The sequence below is a fragment of the Pantoea sp. RG18 genome (genome assembly GCF_025910075.1).
GTDB lineage: Bacteria > Pseudomonadota > Gammaproteobacteria > Enterobacterales > Enterobacteriaceae > Pantoea > Pantoea agglomerans.
Genome location: NZ_JAPCIL010000019.1, coordinates 1 through 16,281, shown reverse-complemented (window position 1 = coordinate 16,281; position 16,281 = coordinate 1). Strand labels below are relative to the sequence as shown.

General features: G+C 56.2%; 15 protein-coding genes and 1 pseudogene. 6 read left to right on the top strand and 10 right to left on the bottom strand.

The annotated features are described in order from the left end of the window. Entirely contained in the window at positions 1-222 is a 222-nt protein-coding gene (locus OK409_RS19955) for a XapX domain-containing protein (RefSeq protein ID WP_022624301.1), read from the bottom strand. A gap of 59 nt (positions 223-281) precedes the next feature. Continuing rightward, positions 282-974 carry a hydrolase gene (locus OK409_RS19950; protein ID WP_010670331.1) on the bottom strand — a complete coding sequence of 231 codons (693 nt, stop codon included), beginning with the start codon at positions 972-974 and terminating at the stop codon, positions 282-284. Between the two features lie 287 nt (positions 975-1,261). Between OK409_RS19950 and OK409_RS19945 the strand changes: the two genes are divergently transcribed. From OK409_RS19945 to OK409_RS19930, 4 genes are read left to right on the top strand one after another with little or no spacing between them, the layout of a single operon-like run. Beyond that, positions 1,262-3,139 carry an amidohydrolase gene (locus tag OK409_RS19945; protein ID WP_022624300.1) on the top strand — a complete coding sequence of 626 codons (1,878 nt, stop codon included), beginning with the start codon at positions 1,262-1,264 and terminating at the stop codon, positions 3,137-3,139. Positions 3,140-3,141: 2 nt separating this feature from the next. Next, positions 3,142-3,564, top strand: a complete 423-nt coding sequence (locus tag OK409_RS19940; RefSeq protein WP_033769030.1) for a DoxX family protein — start codon at positions 3,142-3,144, stop codon at positions 3,562-3,564. Then, positions 3,551-5,179 carry an MFS transporter gene (locus OK409_RS19935; RefSeq protein ID WP_264367388.1) on the top strand — a complete coding sequence of 543 codons (1,629 nt, stop codon included), beginning with the start codon at positions 3,551-3,553 and terminating at the stop codon, positions 5,177-5,179. The genes OK409_RS19940 and OK409_RS19935 overlap by 14 nt, the downstream gene beginning before the upstream one ends. A 47-nt stretch (positions 5,180-5,226) precedes the next feature. Then, entirely contained in the window at positions 5,227-6,048 is an 822-nt protein-coding gene (locus tag OK409_RS19930) for an alpha/beta fold hydrolase (protein ID WP_010247190.1), read from the top strand. A 40-nt stretch (positions 6,049-6,088) separates the two neighbouring features. On the opposite strand, the gene OK409_RS19925 is transcribed toward OK409_RS19930, so the two are convergent. From OK409_RS19925 to OK409_RS19905, 5 genes are all read right to left on the bottom strand, one after another. Next, positions 6,089-6,814 (bottom strand): pirin family protein, encoded by a 726-nt coding sequence (locus OK409_RS19925; protein ID WP_031590637.1) that lies wholly within the window; start codon positions 6,812-6,814, stop codon positions 6,089-6,091. Between the two features lie 164 nt (positions 6,815-6,978). Further along, positions 6,979-7,959, bottom strand: a complete 981-nt coding sequence (locus tag OK409_RS19920) for a LacI family DNA-binding transcriptional regulator (protein ID WP_264367387.1) — start codon at positions 7,957-7,959, stop codon at positions 6,979-6,981. Positions 7,960-8,014: 55 nt separating this feature from the next. After that, a complete protein-coding gene (locus tag OK409_RS19915) occupies positions 8,015-9,076 on the bottom strand; it encodes a sugar phosphate isomerase/epimerase family protein (RefSeq protein WP_264367386.1) in 1,062 nt (353 codons plus the stop codon). Between the two features lie 26 nt (positions 9,077-9,102). Next, positions 9,103-10,332, bottom strand: coding sequence for an MFS transporter (locus tag OK409_RS19910; protein ID WP_179256669.1), 1,230 nt, complete (start codon positions 10,330-10,332; stop codon positions 9,103-9,105). A gap of 144 nt (positions 10,333-10,476) precedes the next feature. Further along, complete coding sequence (locus tag OK409_RS19905; protein WP_031292565.1) at positions 10,477-11,388, bottom strand: DMT family transporter; 912 nt, start codon at positions 11,386-11,388, stop codon at positions 10,477-10,479. A gap of 231 nt (positions 11,389-11,619) precedes the next feature. Between OK409_RS19905 and OK409_RS19900 the strand changes: the two genes are divergently transcribed. Then, positions 11,620-12,636, top strand: a complete 1,017-nt coding sequence (locus OK409_RS19900) for a lipoate--protein ligase A (protein WP_010247208.1) — start codon at positions 11,620-11,622, stop codon at positions 12,634-12,636. 179 nt (positions 12,637-12,815) lie between these two features. Here the strand turns inward: OK409_RS19900 and cspA are convergent, their stop codons facing one another. Next, entirely contained in the window at positions 12,816-13,028 is a 213-nt protein-coding gene (gene cspA / locus OK409_RS19895) for an RNA chaperone/antiterminator CspA (protein WP_003855207.1), read from the bottom strand. Between the two features lie 423 nt (positions 13,029-13,451). Then, positions 13,452-14,648, bottom strand: a complete 1,197-nt coding sequence (locus OK409_RS19890) for an MFS transporter (protein WP_122459825.1) — start codon at positions 14,646-14,648, stop codon at positions 13,452-13,454. 292 nt (positions 14,649-14,940) lie between these two features. Between OK409_RS19890 and OK409_RS19885 the strand changes: the two genes are divergently transcribed. Next, complete coding sequence (locus OK409_RS19885) at positions 14,941-15,690, top strand: NAD-dependent epimerase/dehydratase family protein (RefSeq protein ID WP_264367385.1); 750 nt, start codon at positions 14,941-14,943, stop codon at positions 15,688-15,690. A 140-nt stretch (positions 15,691-15,830) separates the two neighbouring features. Here the strand turns inward: OK409_RS19885 and OK409_RS19880 are convergent. Beyond that, a pseudogene (locus tag OK409_RS19880) lies at positions 15,831-16,070 on the bottom strand (hypothetical protein); the annotation flags it as partial. Between the last annotated feature and the right edge of the window lie 211 nt (positions 16,071-16,281).

Genomic DNA, 16,281 nt, shown 5'->3' with positions numbered 1-16,281 from the left:
TCAGCTTACCCGCGAAACAGGTGTAACAAACGGCGCATCGGATTGCTGCAGGGTGGTCGCATGCTCTGCGGGCAAGACTGCGTGCACCAGCGCCCCACCCAGCAACATCCCCAGCAACCCCACCAGCGCAATCGCGGGCGGAGCCGGTGAACGCACCTTTAGCAGGCCGTAAAGCAGGCCAATCAATACCCCTGCAGCCAGAGAAAGTAGTAAAGGATTCATAACCGGACTCCTGTTATGCCTGCTGACCGACAGACGTAAGCCGATCAGCAGGACGCCTCTTAGCGGACCGGTGCGTGAACCGGTGCCAGAGTACGATGTTCACTTTTCTGACGTGACGGCGCTTTGTGTACCATGGTGTAGGCATAATCCACACCAATGCCATAGGCACCTGAATGCTCTTTGGCGATGTTCATCACCGCATCGTAAGTGTCACGGTTGGCCCAGTCACGCTGCCACTCCAGCATGACCTGCTGCCAGGTCACCGGCACCACACCCGCCTGAATCATGCGCTGCATCGCGTAGTCGTGCGCTTCTTTGGTGGTGCCGCCTGACGCATCCGCCACCATATAGATCTCGTAATCCCCTTCCAGCATTGCGCACAGTGCAAAGCTGTTGTTACACACTTCCGTCCAGAGACCGGACACCACCACTTTTTTCTTGCCGTTCGCGGCCAGCGCATCACGCACTTTCTGGTCATCCCAGGAGTTCATTGAGCTGCGCTCCAGAATGTCCTGACCCGGAAACACATCCAGCAGTTCAGGATAGGTGTGGCCCGAGAAGCTTTCGGTTTCGACGGTGGTAATGATGGTGGGGATATTGAAGACTTTCGCCGCCTTCGCCAGCGCAACGGTGTTGTTTTTCAGCACCTGGCGGTCAATCGACTGCACGCCAAAGGCCATCTGCGGCTGCTGGTCGATGAAAATAATCTGGCTGTTATGTGGCGTGAGGACTTCAAGCTTAGCGTTGGACATGCGTTCACCCATAGAGGTTATGTAACGGAATTTTCGCCAATTGGCGCGGAGCAAAAGGACGGTCAGTGCAGGTTTAACGTCCTGCTGCTGGCTGTCTGGTCGCAGTGTAGGGCGACGGGCGAAGGCAAACTATTATCTCTGCGTATAACTATACGAAGGTATAGGTATCCCTCTGTATAACTAGACGACGCATTAACCCGCTCACCATAATCCGGCTTATTCGTGCCCTGTTATCTGCGGCACTTCCTGTCCCGCACTACGTCGGACAACCCCGTTGAGGAGGATCTATGGTTACGCTGGGTAAAGCAGAACTGATACTGACCCATGGCAAATTTCATACTGTTGACCGCAGCAATCCGGTGGCAGAAGCGGTTGCGATTCGTGATGGCAAATTCGTTGCGGTAGGCACACTGGCAGAGGCGATGGAGTATCACTGCGACGGCACCAAAGTGATCGATCTTAAAGGTCACACCGCCGTACCGGGCCTGAACGATTCCCACCTGCACCTGATACGTGGTGGTCTGAACTACAACCTTGAGCTGCGCTGGGAAGGGGTGCCGTCGGTTGCCGATGCGCTGCGAATGCTGAAAGAGCAGGCGCTGCGCACGCCGTCACCGCAGTGGGTGCGTGTGGTAGGCGGCTGGACCGAGTTCCAGTTTGCCGAGCGACGGATGCCGACGCTGGATGAGATCAACGAAGCGGCCCCCGACACGCCAGTTTTCGTGCTGCATCTTTATGACCGCGCCCTGCTCAACCGCGCAGCGCTGAAAGTCGTCGGCTACACCAAAGAGACACCGAACCCGCCGGGTGGCGAAATCCAGCGCGACAGCAACGGCAATCCCACCGGCCTGCTGATCGCCCGTCCCAATGCGATGATCCTCTACGCCACCCTGGCCAAAGGACCGAAACTGCCGCTGGAACAGCAGATCAACTCGACCCGTCAGTTTATGCGCGAGCTGAATCGACTGGGTCTGACCAGCGCCATTGATGCGGGCGGCGGCTTCCAGAACTATCCCGAAGATTACGAAGTGATCGCTGAACTGCATCAGAAAAAGCAGATGACGCTGCGTATCGCCTACAACCTCTTCACTCAGCGTCCGGGGCATGAACTGGAAGATTTTGAGAAGTGGACGGATATGCTGACGCCAGGCCAGGGCAGCGACTATTTCCGTCACAACGGCGCAGGCGAAATGCTGGTGTTCTCGGCCGCCGACTTCGAAGATTTTCTGGAGCCACGTCCGGACTTAGCGCCTGGCATGGAGGATGAACTGGAGCGCGTGGTGCGTCATCTGGTGGAACATCGCTGGCCTTTCCGTCTGCATGCAACCTATGACGAGTCGATCAGCCGGATGCTGGATGTCTTTGAGAAGGTCAACCGCGATATCCCGTTTAATGGTCTGCACTGGTTCTTTGACCACGCGGAAACCGTCACTCAGCGCAATATCGATCGTATCAAAGAGCTGGGCGGTGGCATTGCGGTGCAGCATCGCATGGCATTCCAGGGCGAATACTTTGCTGAGCGCTACGGTATTGAAGCCACCCGCCATACTCCACCGGTTCAGAAAATGCTGGAAACCGGCGTCCCGGTCGGACTCGGCACAGATGCAACCCGCGTCGCCAGTTATAACCCCTGGACCGCACTCTACTGGCTGGTTTCCGGTCGCACCGTGGGTGGCATGCAGATGTATGACGTCAATGCCCGCCTTGACCGTGAAACGGCTCTGATGCTCTGGACGCAGGGCAGCGCCTGGTTCTCCAGCGAACAAAATAAAAAAGGTCGGATTCAGGTAGGTCTTCTGGCGGATCTGGCCGTGCTGAGCAAAGATTTCTTCAGCGTGCCGGAAGAGGAAATTAAAGGCATTGAGTCAGTGCTGACGGTGGTGGATGGCAATATTGTCTATGCCGCCGGATCGTTCAGCGCGGATGCGCCGCCCGCTATTCCGGTTCTGCCAGAGTGGTCACCGGTGGTGAATGTGCCAGGTCACTATCGCAGCGCCCCGCCGGTTGCGCAGAGCCGTGCGGGTATGATGCCCGCCGTGCACCACTGCAGCGGCCCCTGCGGTGTTCATCGCCACTCGCATGAGATCGCCCGTGGTTCCAGCGTTCCGGTTGCCGAAGATAACGCCTTCTGGGGCGCGCTCGGCTGCAGCTGCTTCGCGTTTTAATCATGAATAACGCTATCACTCAATCGCCCCGCATCAACGCGGGGCTGTTCTTCCTGCGCCTGACCGGCAGCCTGCTGCTGTTACAGGTGCATGGACTGCCGAAAATTCTGCATTTCAGCGAAGAACTGACGCGTATAGAAGACCCGTTTGGTCTGGGACCGATGATGAGCCTGCTGCCAGCGATAGTGGCAGAAGTCATCTGCCCGATCTTTATTATTCTCGGCTGGGGTACCCGGATTGCCTGCCTGCCGATCATCGCGGTGCTGCTGGTCGCGATGCTGGTGGTACACCCTGGCTGGTCACTGGCGGAAGGCCAGTTCGGCTGGCTGCTGCTGATTATCTTTACCACGCTGGCGCTGACCGGGCCTGGCGGCTGGCGAATCGGCGCGGTGAAACATCAGGGGGTTCGTCATGGCGCAGGTTAATGATATCCACCAGCTGGCGCAGGAGCAGCCTGAGGTCCAGGCCACTGGCGAGATTTCGCCGTTACAGCCGCTACGCAGGCCGGTGTTCCGCATGCTGTGGATCGCCACCGTCGTCTCCAATATCGGTTCATGGATGAACGATGTGGGTGTGAACTGGAGCATGCTGACGCTGAGTGCCGATCCGCTGGCCGTGGCGCTGGTGCAGGCGGCCAGCAGCCTGCCGATGTTCCTGTTCGCGCTGCCATCAGGCGTGATGGCGGATATCGTTGACCGCCGCAAATATCTGCTGTTTTCCCAGCTATGGACCTTTATCGCCGCCTGTGGACTGACGGTGCTCGCCTGGACCGGCCATGTCACTCCCGAGGTGCTGCTGGTGGCAGCCTTCTTGCTGAGCGCCGGTGCCGCCATGAGTTCACCGCCCTTTCAGGCGGTGGTGCCGGATCTGGTGTCGAAACCGGAGCTGGGCGCGGCCATTGCCCTTAACTCACTCGGTATTAATATCAGTCGTGCCATCGGCCCGGCGCTGGGTGGCCTGATCCTCTCGTTCACGGGTCCCTGGATGGTCTTCCTGCTCAATGCGCTATCAGTGCTGGGCGTCACCTGGGTGCTCTGGCGCTGGAAGGCGGAGCCGAGCGTGCAGCGCCTCCCGCCTGAGCACTTCTTTCCGGCGGTGCGTGCCGGACTGCGCTACGTTCACGCGGCACCGGTGTTGCGTAATGTGCTGGTGCGAACCTTTGCCTTCTTCCTGTTTGGCAGCGCGGGCTGGGCATTACTGCCGCTGGTGGCGCGTAGTGAACTCGGCCTTGGCCCTGGCGGCTACGGCATCATGCTGGCCTGTATCGGTGTTGGCGCGATTACCGGCGCGGTGCTGCTGCCGCGCCTGCGTCGTCACCTTAGCTCCGATCGCCTGATGGTACTCGCCAGTCTTGTTTTCGCCCTGACCATGCTGGCGCTGGCTTTTGTACGCCACTTCTGGCTACTGAATGCGTTTGAATTTTTTACCGGATTTGCCTGGATTGCCGTGCTCTCGACGCTGAATCTCGGCGCACAGCGCAGCGCCGCGAAATGGGTAAAAGCCCGCGCGCTGGCGGTCTATCTGACGGTGTTCTTCGGCTCCATGACCGCTGGCAGCGCACTCTGGGGCCAGCTCGCCTCGCACTTCAGCATTCCGCTGTCGCTCTGCATCGCCGCACTGGGCATGGTGCTGGCCAGCAGCACCGTCTGGCGCTGGCGGCTCGACCAGGATCCCGATCTCAATCTCGATATGATTGGTGATGGCGTTAACGCGCCCGCACTGGATATTCGTCACGAACGCGGCCCGGTGATGGTGAATTACGAATACCGGATTACTATTGATGATGCACATGCCTTTACCGTCTGCATGCAGGATATGCGTCGGGTCAGGCGTCGCGGTGGCGCCATCAACTGGTCACTGTATGAAGATATTCTGCAGCCCGGCATTTTCGTTGAGACGTTTGTCGTCGGCTCCTGGGTTGAGCATCTGCGTCAGAAAGAGCGCTACACCATCAACGACAAAAAGATAGAGCGACGAGTTTTCGCTTTTCATCAGGGTGAACATTCACCCGAGGTTCGCTATCTGGTGGCGCCAGCGTGACTGGCACACCATCTTTTCATCCATCACGTCATACAGAGGGCAATACCATGAGCACCTTTAAAACGACCGACGGCACACAGATCTACTTTAAAGACTGGGGCACCGGTAAGCCGGTTCTGTTCAGCCACGGCTGGCCGCTGGATGCCGATATGTGGGACAGCCAGATGAACTTCCTGGCGGAGCACGGTTATCGGGTTATCGCCTTTGATCGTCGTGGATTTGGTCGTTCTGATCAGCCCTGGACCGGTAATAACTACGATACCTTTGCTTCTGACATCAACGATTTAATCACCCATCTCGACCTGCAGAACGTGACGCTGGTGGGTTTCTCAATGGGTGGCGGCGACGTCACGCGCTATATCGGCAGCTATGGCAGCGATCGCGTCGCGGCACTGGTGCTGCTGGGTGCCGTCACGCCAATCTTTGGCAAAACGGCAGACTACCCGCAGGGTGTCGATATGTCGGTGTTTGAAGGGATTCGTGATGGTCTGCTTAAGGATCGCGCGCAGTTTATCAAAGAGTTCGCTACGCCGTTTTATGGTACCAATGCCGGACAGACCGTTTCTGATGGCGTCATGACGCAGACGCTGAACATCGCGCTGCTCGCTTCGCTGAAGAGCACCGTTGATTGCGTCACCGCTTTTGCTGAGACCGATTTCCGTGCTGACGTAGCGAAAGTGAATGTGCCGACGCTGGTGATTCATGGCAGCAACGACCAGATCGTTCCGTTTGAATCCACCGGCAAAGTGGCAGCGGAGATGATTGAAGGTGCTGAACTCAAGGTTTATGACAATGCGCCGCACGGTTTTGCGGTGACGCATCAGGATCAACTGAATCAGGATCTGCTGGCGTTTCTTAACGCGCAGTGATGCAAAAAAACTGCGCGGTGGAAGCCGCGCAGTTTTCATTTTAACGGGTTGGATGATTCACTTCGTTGGGACGCAGATCGAATAACAACACCTCCGCTCCTTCACCGTGACTGAACGACAGCGTTTTCTCATTGCGAACCCGCGCACCGTCTCCGGCATTAAATTGCAGGCCATTTACCCTGACACTGCCGCGCGCCACATGAATATACGCATAGCGGTCGTCCGGCAGAGTGATTGTCTGCTGCTCATCTCCCTGGAACAGTCCCGCATAGATGCGAATATCCTGGCGCACCCGCAATGCCCCGTTTTCACCTTCCGGCGAAATAATCAGTCGCAGATTACCGCGTTTATCCGCTTCGCTAACGGAGACCTGCTGGTAGCCTGGCGGACTATTTTTCTCTGCCGGCACCACCCAGATTTGCAGAAAGTGAACACCCTCGGTACCCGAGTGGTTGAACTCACTGTGAGTCACACCGCTACCGGCACTCATCAGCTGCACATCCCCGGGAACAATCACAGAGCCGGTGCCCATGGAGTCTTTATGCTCCAGCGCGCCCTCCAGCACATAGGAGATAATCTCCATGTTGCTGTGAGGATGGGCGCCAAAACCGCGACCTTTGGCTACCCTGTCATCGTTGATCACCAGCAGATCTGAGAAGCCCGCCTGCTTTGGATCCCAGTAATTTGCAAAAGAGAAGGTGTGACGTGAATTCAGCCAGCCGTGATCGCCCACGCCGCGTTGCTCTGACAATCTTTGCTCAATCATATTCTGCCCCTTCGTTGATTCGGGAAGTGCGAATGCCCTTCGATGGAAACAGCATATAAGTAAACCAGGTAGTCACACAATGGCGTGAACTGGCAATGACTGTCGCGTTTTAGTAGACAATAAAGACGAGGTTATGGCGGGGCCAGGTTTTGCGGATTAATCCTTCAGCTACTGGCTCGCACCACCAGCTCACCCTGCATGATCACACATTGTGGCGGAGAGTCGGGCCGGATGATTTTTTGCAGCACCAGCTCACAGGCGCGACGGCCAATCTCCCTGGAGGGCTGACCCAGAGTCGTCAGCGGCGGCGATACCATGTCGGCCAGTTCGCTGCCGTCAAAACCCACCACGGCAATATCCTTAGGTATCCGCAGACCCGCCTGCTGTATCGCCGCCATGGCACCCGCTGCCAGCGTATCGGAAACCGCAAACACGGCGTCCGGTCGTGTCTCGCCCGCCAGCAGCTGATTCATCGCGGCTTTACCGGCGCTGAAGCTTAACTCACTGGCGTAAGCGATGGCCTGCCATGCCAGTTGTTGCTCTTTGAGTTGATGTGCGTAGCCCTGCTGACGCAGGCGGGCATATCGGTAGCGGAGGTCGTGATTGATCAGCGCAATGCGCTGACGTCCCTGTCCGGCCAGATAGTGCACCACTGACTGCGCAGCGACGTCATCATCAATCCCGACGCAGGAGATCTGGCCATTATCATCATGTTCGGCGCACTGAACCCAGGGTGCCGTGCCTATCAGCTGGCTCAGCTCCGGCAGCTTGCTGAATGCATCCATGGTGATAATGCCATCCACCATCTTGCCGGAGAGCAGTTGCAGGCTGGATCGCGAACGGGCAATATCGGCGCCCGAGTTACACAACAGGATGCGATAGCCATTTCTCTCCGCCTGCTCCTCAATGCCTTTGACCACCTCTGCGCAGAATGGGTTAGAGATATCGGAAACCAGAACCAGAATCATCGAGCTGCGCGCCGTACGCAGCTGGCGCGCCAGCAGGTTAGGCTGATAGTTGCTCTCTTCGATTGCCTCAAGGACTTTCTGCCGGTTAGCCGGTTTTACGCTGTCGCTGTTATTCAACACACGGGAAACGGTGGCAACCGAAACACCCGCCATCCGGGCGATTTTCTGAATAGACATAGCGATCCCTCTGTTTTAAAACTCACCCACAGAAAACCTTTGAATCCATGCCGCCTCAGACGTCGCGATCCAGACCCAGCTGATGGCGCACCGAAGGGGCGTTCTCTGCTAAAGCAAAATCATCAAAAGCGCGGTCAGCCACCGGGATAATATGCCGGCGGATAAATTCCGCCCCTTCACGCGCCCCGGTCTCGCCATCCTTCAGACAGCACTCCCACTCCAGCACCGCCCAGCCGTCATAGTCGTATTGGGCCAGTTTGCTAAAAATGCGGCTGAAGTCGATCTGGCCATCGCCCGGCGAGCGGAAGCGTCCGGCGCGCGCCAGCCACGGCTGATATCCGCCATATACTCCGCTGCGTCCATTTAACTGGTACTCCGCATCCTTAACGTGAAAGGCTTTGATACGCGGATGATAGAGGTCGATGAACTGCAGATAGTCGATGTGTTGCAGAAGAAGATGGCTGGGATCGAACAGGATATTGCAGCGCGGGTGGTGATTCACCTCTGACAAAAAGCGCTCAAACGTGACACCGTCATGCAGGTCTTCGCCGGGATGTATTTCATAGCAGAGATCCACACCGTGATGGTCAAAGCTGTCCAGCACCGGCAGCCAGCGGCGCGCCAGCTCAGCAAACGCCTCATTAAACAAGGCTTCATGGTGTGGCGGCCAGGGATAGAACCAGGGCCAGGCGAGCGAGCCGGAAAAGGTGGCATGTGCGCGCAGGCCGAGTTTTTCAGAAGCAGCAGCCGCACGCTTTAGCGTAGCGATGGCCCAGTCGGTGCGCCGGGCGGGATCGCCTCGCAGCGCGGCAGGCGCAAAATTATCAAAAGCGAGATCGTATGCGGGGTTCACGGCAACCAGTTGCCCTTCCAGATGCGTTGAAAGCTCACTGATCTCCAGCCCGAAACCGGCCAGTGTTCCCCGCACCTCGTCGCAGTAAGTCTGGCTGATCGCTGCCTGCTCAAGGTCGAAAATAGCGGGCTGGTGGCAGGGGATCTGCAGTGCCCGGTATCCCAGCCCGGCGGCCCACTCCGCCAGCCCCGCCAGTGAGTTAAAAGGCGGCTGGGTGGTAATGAATTGAGACAGGAAGATGCCGGGTCCCTTAACTGTTTTCATCTGTGACTCCTGATTTCAGTTACCGCTTAATCACGGTATTTGAATGAGAAGAAGAAAATAATCGCAATCACCGCAGCTGCCACGGAAGGGATCCACCAGAATATTGCCCAGTTCTCTGGGCTGGCGTTACCCGCCACCAGCTGATTGTAGAGCGCACCGGAGATTTGCGATCCCAGCAGCATGCCGATGCCGTAGGTGAACATCACCACCATGCTCTGCGCCTGCCCCTTGACCTTTTCACCGGCGATCCGATCGGTGTAGATGAATCCCACCACAAAGAAGAAGTCATAGCAGACGCCATGCAGCAGAATGCCAAGGTAAATCAGCGTGCGCGTCTCATCACTCATGCCCAGCGCGAAAAGTGCATAGCGGACAAACCACGCTGTCATCCCAATCAGCAGCATGACTTTCACGCCAAGACGGCGAAACAGCAGTGGAATAATCAGCATGAAAACAATTTCAGACATCTGACCCAGTGACATCAGGGTGCTCACTTCCCGGATACCGGCATCCGCCAGCCAGGAGGCGGTAAAGGCGTAGTAGGTGCCGAGCGGAATAGAGATCAGGGTGGCACATACAGCGAAGACCAGGAAATGACGCAGTCGCAGCAGTGCGAAGGCATCGGCGCAGAAGAGATCGCGGACTTTTAAAGGCAATCCTTTGGCTGGTGCCGGCGTATTTGGCAGCGTCAGGCTGTAGATCGCCAGCAGTACCGAACAGAGCGCCGCCAGCTGGAACACTGCCACGCTGTCAGCAATGCCCGTTACGCCGATAAAGATCCCCGCCACGATCCAGCCGATGGTGCCGAAGACTCTGACGATGGGAAAGCTTTTCTCGCTGCTGGCGAGGCTGTGAAAGGCGATGTTATTTGAGAGCGCCAGGGTCGGCATAAAGCAGAGCGTATAGCCAAATAACAGTGCGATCAGCTGCGCCCCATTCTCCGCGATTAGCGCCTGGGGCACGAACCAGAGAATCGCTGCGCCCGCCAGGTTCATCACCGCCATTACTTTCTGTGAGGGAAAAAAGCGATCCACCAGCATGCCGAGCACAAACGGCGAGAGAATTGAGGCGATGGGGCCGGCCGAAAACGCATCCCCAATCAGCAACGGCATGTTGTGACGGGTCATTACCAGCCCCAGCGTCACCGACCAGCTGCCCCAGATAAAGAACTGCATAAACATCATCAGAGAGAGGCGCGGCACCAGCAGCTTATGCTGCATCTGCTGGCCTGCTCTCTCCTGCACTGTTGCAATCATGGGAACCTCACGAATAAGTAATCGATTACATTCTGATTGCTCACAACGTAAACGAATGCAGCCGACTGTTCCTTCGCCGCGATCACAAATTATTAACTCTGCGTTATCACTCTGTAAATAACAAGGCGATGCCGGGCGGGCCGATCAGCGACTGGCATTAACTACCCGCGCTTTACGGAAGCGGTAACGCTCATACAGCACCGAGTAAAGGCCGCCTGCCACCACCAGAATCGCACCCATCACCGTGGTGGAGGTTGGCAGATTGCCGAGCAGCAGATAACCCACCGCCACTGACCAGATTAAGGTGGTGTAGTCGAACGGGGCCAGCAAGGACGCTTCAGCATAGCGCAGGCTCAGAGTCATCAGAATCTGAGTAATACCGCCCAGCAGCCCACATCCCACCAGTAACGCCAGCTGATTGCCATGCGGCACTTTCCAGCCGCCTGGCAGCGTGACCAGCGACGTTAAGGCCGTGGTGATAGCGAACCAGAAAGCGATGGCGCCCGGCTTCTCTTTGCCGTTAAGAAAGCGGATCTGCACCAGCGCACAGGCGGTACAGAAGGCCGCCATCAACGCCAGCAGAATACCCGCCGATGCAGAAAGGGAAAATGTTGCCTGACGTGTCAGTGTGAGATGCCCGGAGAACATCACCAGAATGCCACTGAAACCGGTAAAGACCGCGACCCAGCGATGGTGACGCACTTTTTCGCGCAGAAATAGCGCCGCCAGCAGCACGGTAAACAGCGGCGCGGCATAGTTGATAGCCGTGGCGTCGGTCAGAGAAATGTAGAGCAGCGACAGATAACTGAAATAGAGTCCACCGGTTCCGGCCAGCCCGCGCACAAAATGCCCCCGGATATTGCGGGTGCGAATGCCGTCCAGCACGCTGCCCTGCAAGCGCAGCCAGATTAACAGCGGCACCAGTGCCAGCAGCGAGCGAAAAAATATTACTTCGCCGACCGGTATCGCCCCATCGAGTTCTTTTACACAGGCCAGCATCAGCGTGCTACTTAATGCAGCGGTGATCTTCATCGCTATGCCAGCGGAAGCGTTCATACGATTTTTGTTCTCTCAAAAGGGAAAATAAGCAGGGGAATCAGCACACTCTTATCCATATTGTCATAATGTCGTACACCAATCTGCCGCGATTACTCTGCAGACGGCATTTTATCTTTTTTTGCCGCAGCATCACGGCATGAAGAGGCATGTAGTCCCGTTTCCCGGCTGGTACACTCTGCCTTCTGCCCTGCTTTATGGGCCTCTTCTCTTAAGGAACGGGAGTCACCGATGTCCACGCTGCGTTTACTGTTATCTGAATCCAACGATCCCTGGTTTAACCTGGCGGTAGAAGAGTGTATTTTCCGCCAGATGCCGGCCACCCAGCGGGTGCTGTTTTTGTGGCGTAATGCGGAAACGGTGGTGATCGGGCGGGCACAGAATCCGTGGAAAGAGTGCAACACCCGACGTATGGCGGAAGATGGCATCCGGCTGGCACGTCGCAGCAGCGGCGGTGGCGCGGTATTTCACGATCTCGGCAATTGCTGTTTTACCTTTATGGCCGGCAAGCCGGAGTATGATAAAAGCGTCTCGACTGAGATCATTCTGCGCGCACTGACTTCGCTAGGCGTACCCGCGGAGGCTTCTGGCCGTAATGACTTAGTGGTGAACACCGCTGACGGGCTGCGCAAAATATCCGGTTCAGCCTACCGTGAAACGCCGGATCGCGGTTTCCATCACGGCACTATTCTGATGGATGCCGACCTCTCTCGCCTGGCGGATTACCTTAATCCGGATGTGAAGAAATTGCAGGCGAAAGGGATAACCTCAGTGCGCGCCAGAGTGACCAATCTGGCGGAATTAACGCCGGGTATCAGCTATCAGGCGATCTGCTCTGCGGTGACGGACGCATTTTTCAACTATTACGGTGAGCGCTGTGAGCCAGAGAGGATCTCTCCCGACGCCCTGCCCGATCTGCCGGGTTTCAGAGAGCAGTTCGCAAAGCAGAGTAGCTGGGAGTGGAATTTCGGTCAGGCACCCGATTTTTCGCATCTGCTGGACCAGCGTTTTGTCTGGGGCGGTGTGGAGATTCATTTCGATGTAGAACGCGGCGTGATCAGCCGCTGTCAGATCTTCAGCGACAGCCTTAACCCTGCGCCGCTGGAAGCGCTTGCGCAGCGGTTGCAGGGTGTGACCTATCGGCCCGATGCCCTTGAACCGGTGCTGAATCAGCTTATTGCGGATTTTCCGGAGCAACGCGCGGAGCTGACAGAATTGCAGCAGTGGCTGGTCGCCAGCGTGCGCTGAACATTTTTTTACTGGCCTGCGCCGATATCTGGCGCGGGCAAAAAACATCGCGTAAGCATCAGGCAAATCATAAACGCAAAAAACCCGCACAAGGCGGGTTTTAATTAATTATCAATATCAGGCTTATCTGCTGAGGCTATTGCCATCACGCGTTGATAAGCACTATTGATAATTAAGGCTTACATAGGGACAACGTTTGCCGCTGAAGGACCTTTAGCGCCGTTTTCAATAGTGAATTCGACCTGCTGACCTTCGTCCAGAGTTTTATAATCGTTGCTCTGAATTGCAGAGAAATGTACGAATACATCTTTGCTGCCATCCTGAGGAGAGATAAAACCGAAACCTTTACCAGCGTCAAACCATTTTACTAAACCAGTCATTTTATTAGACATCGATAATTCCTTAATTTATGAGCCACAAAGTGGCGAAGATGGCCTGTCTTTCAGAAGGTAACTTACCAGGCTTTTAGGAGGAGACTCATGAATAAGGGTATCTTGTGATATCGCTTGCACTGAGGACTGCTTTACTAAAACTGCTTTGATAAGGTCTGTGTTCCAAACCGATGACGCTATTAAGCCACGCCTCGCCGACATTAGCAAACATTATTTTAATTTACTTTTAACATCCAGACGTCCGGAGCGCCCTTGTTGATTTTCCGAGCATTTTGAAATATCAGGGCTGACAGAATGATAATTTTCGCTGAACGGTCAGAGAGTCAATAATAGTGCGGTTAATCATTGCTGAAAAATTATACGGTGGCCATGTAGCGATAAAGCGCAGCGTAAACAGTATCGCTGCGCCCTGCTTTATAGAACTCAGGCCAGTTGAGTCTGCTGACGGGCAGCATGTCGCGCCGTGAGCACAAACACCATCAGACCGGCCACGCCCAGCGCAACACCCACCCACGCTGTTGAGATCCAGCCATAGCCCAGCGACACCGTCAGGCCCCCAAGATACGCGCCCATCGCATTGGCAATGTTCAGCGCCGAGTGATTCATCGCAGCCGCCAGGGTTTGCGACTCATTGGCGACATCCATCAGGCGAATCTGCAATGACGGCAGCAACACTGAGCAGGTGCCGATCAGGAATGTGGCCAGCAGGCCGGTTGCCACATGCTGAACCAGCACCGGGAAGGCCAGCATCACCAGCACGTTCCATAACAGCGTCCAGCCAATAATATTCAGCACCGGACCATCAGCCAGACGGCCACCCACCAGATTACCGATGATCATTCCCAGCCCAAACGCCACCATCGCCCAGGGGATCAGCGAGGGGGAGATGCCAGCAATGTTAATCAGCGTCGGCGCGATATAACTGAAGATGGCGAACATCCCGCCAAATCCTACCGCCCCCACCAGCAGGGTCAGCAGCACCTGCGCGTTTTTCAGCGCGCCCAGTTCCCGCAGCGGATGCGCATCCACATCGCCAGGCGTGTAAGGAACATAGCGGCCAATCAGCAGGCAGGTCAGCAGTCCAATTGCGCCCACAAAGGTGAACACCACGTGCCAGCTAAATAACTGCCCTATCCAGGAGCCCAGCGGCACACCAATCAGGGTCGCCACCGTCAGTCCCAGCATCAGTGACGCCAGCGCGCGGCCACGACGTTCAATCGGCACCAGCGAGGCGGCTACCAGCGATGCCACACCAAAGTAGGCGCCGTGAGGCAGCCCGGTCAGAAAACGCGCCACGAGCAGGCCGTGATAGCTGTCGGCCATCGCGCTGGCAACATTACCGATGCTGAACAGCGCCATCAGGATCAGCAGCAGCGATTTACGTGCCATTCGCGCCGCCAGCACCGCAATAAACGGCGCACCGACCACCACGCCCATCGCGTAACTGGCAATGGCGTTGCCCGCCTGCGGCTCGGTAATCGCAAGGGAGCGTGAAACATCTGGCAGCAGGCCCATCATGATGAACTCACCGGTACCGATGCCAAAGCCGCCCAGCGCGAGGGCCAGTAATGCCCAGCGGACAAAACCGGCATCGTCGGTTTTATGATTTTTTCTTAACAAAATTGATTCCCAATGGCCAGAACTGAAAAACTGAAGTGAGGCGGAGAGAGAAAGCAGAGCGTGTTCCCGTCCGGTTGAAGCGGGCAGACTATAAAAAGTCAGGCTGCGCTTAGCAACCCATTTATGTGATCTGGCGCACAGTGAAGGCTGCGGTAACATGGGTCTTTATCCGTGCAACTCTGGCGCATAGCGACCTGTTTAAGATCACAATCCGGAAAGCTACGCAGGCCTGAGTCGTGAATCTCTGTTTAACTGACCTCTCAGCGCTTCTTTTGCATAACAGGATCAGCAGATGACGACCAGAGTTATCCTTCTTACCGGTGCCAGCGGGCGCATCGGGCGCACTTTCTTTGCGGCCAGCCAGAACAACTACCGTTTTATCCTGACCGATTTACGTGAGCCGGATTACACGATACCCGCACCCCATCGTTTTATTGTGGCGGATCTGTCACAACCTTGTGCGGCGGAGAAATTACTGGCTGAAGAGCCTGTCGATACCGTCATCCACCTCGCCGGTATCCCGGATACGCAGGCCAGTTTCGACGATCTGCTGCCCGCCAATATTCTCTCTACGACCTGGATACTCAAGGCAGCAGCTGAGCACCGCTGTCGTCGTCTGGTCTTTGCCAGCAGTGCGCAGACCATTGAGGGCTACCCGGCGGATGTCCAGATACATCCCGGCATGGCCGTCTCTCCCGCGAATCTGTATGGCGTCACCAAATGTTATGGTGAAGCACTTTGCGCCTTCTATGCCAGCCAGCACGGGTTGAGCTGTGTGGCGCTGAGAATCGGGGCGTTTGAACCTGCACTGGATAACAGCCTGCATAATGCACGGGATTACAGCGCATGGCTGAGTCCGGAAGATGCCGTCAGATTGCTGACTGGCGCCGTCGAGGCAGAGAAGATCACCTTCTTTATTGGCTACGGCATTTCCGATAACCGCTTTAAGCGCTTTGATCTGACACAGACGCGAGAAGTGCTGGGCTATACGCCATCTGATAACGCATTCAGAGCATTTGCGCCAGGTGAGCTGGATTATTAGCCCCTCCCCTGAGCCGTGATCGCTTTCGGTCCCGAGTCGGCTCGTTATTCTTCATCTCCGTGCCGCCGGCTGGTCCGGCGGCTGCTTCAGCCCTCAACTGAGACAACGCCGAAAAGAAGGCAGCGGCTGAATCGGCCAAATCAGTGTGTGCCGGTATTCACCCGGCGACCTATGTCTTTCAGCTGGGAATATTTTTCCAGCAGCTGTGGACCGTCATCCAGGCTTATGGCAAACATCCACATATAGGTCATCACCGAATAGATGTGACCCACATTGGTCCCGCCACGGTTCGACATTACCGCAATGGTGACAGCAAATAGCAGTGCCGCCACGCTACCGATGGCCAGATAACCCCAGGCTTCCCGATCGGAGAGACGGAGCACACCGCTCCGGCGCATATTATCCGGCAGATTTCATCTGTCGGTGTCACCATCTGCCGTAGGGATAGGTTTTCTCTTTGATAAAATCCTTTATGTCCTGATCATAACCATCCGGAATGCTGTAGTTAAAGTCAATGCGCGAAGGCACGTCTTTGCAGGCATCCAGTTTATCCCCGGACAGCGTGGTGATTTTTACCGGTTTGACTGGCAT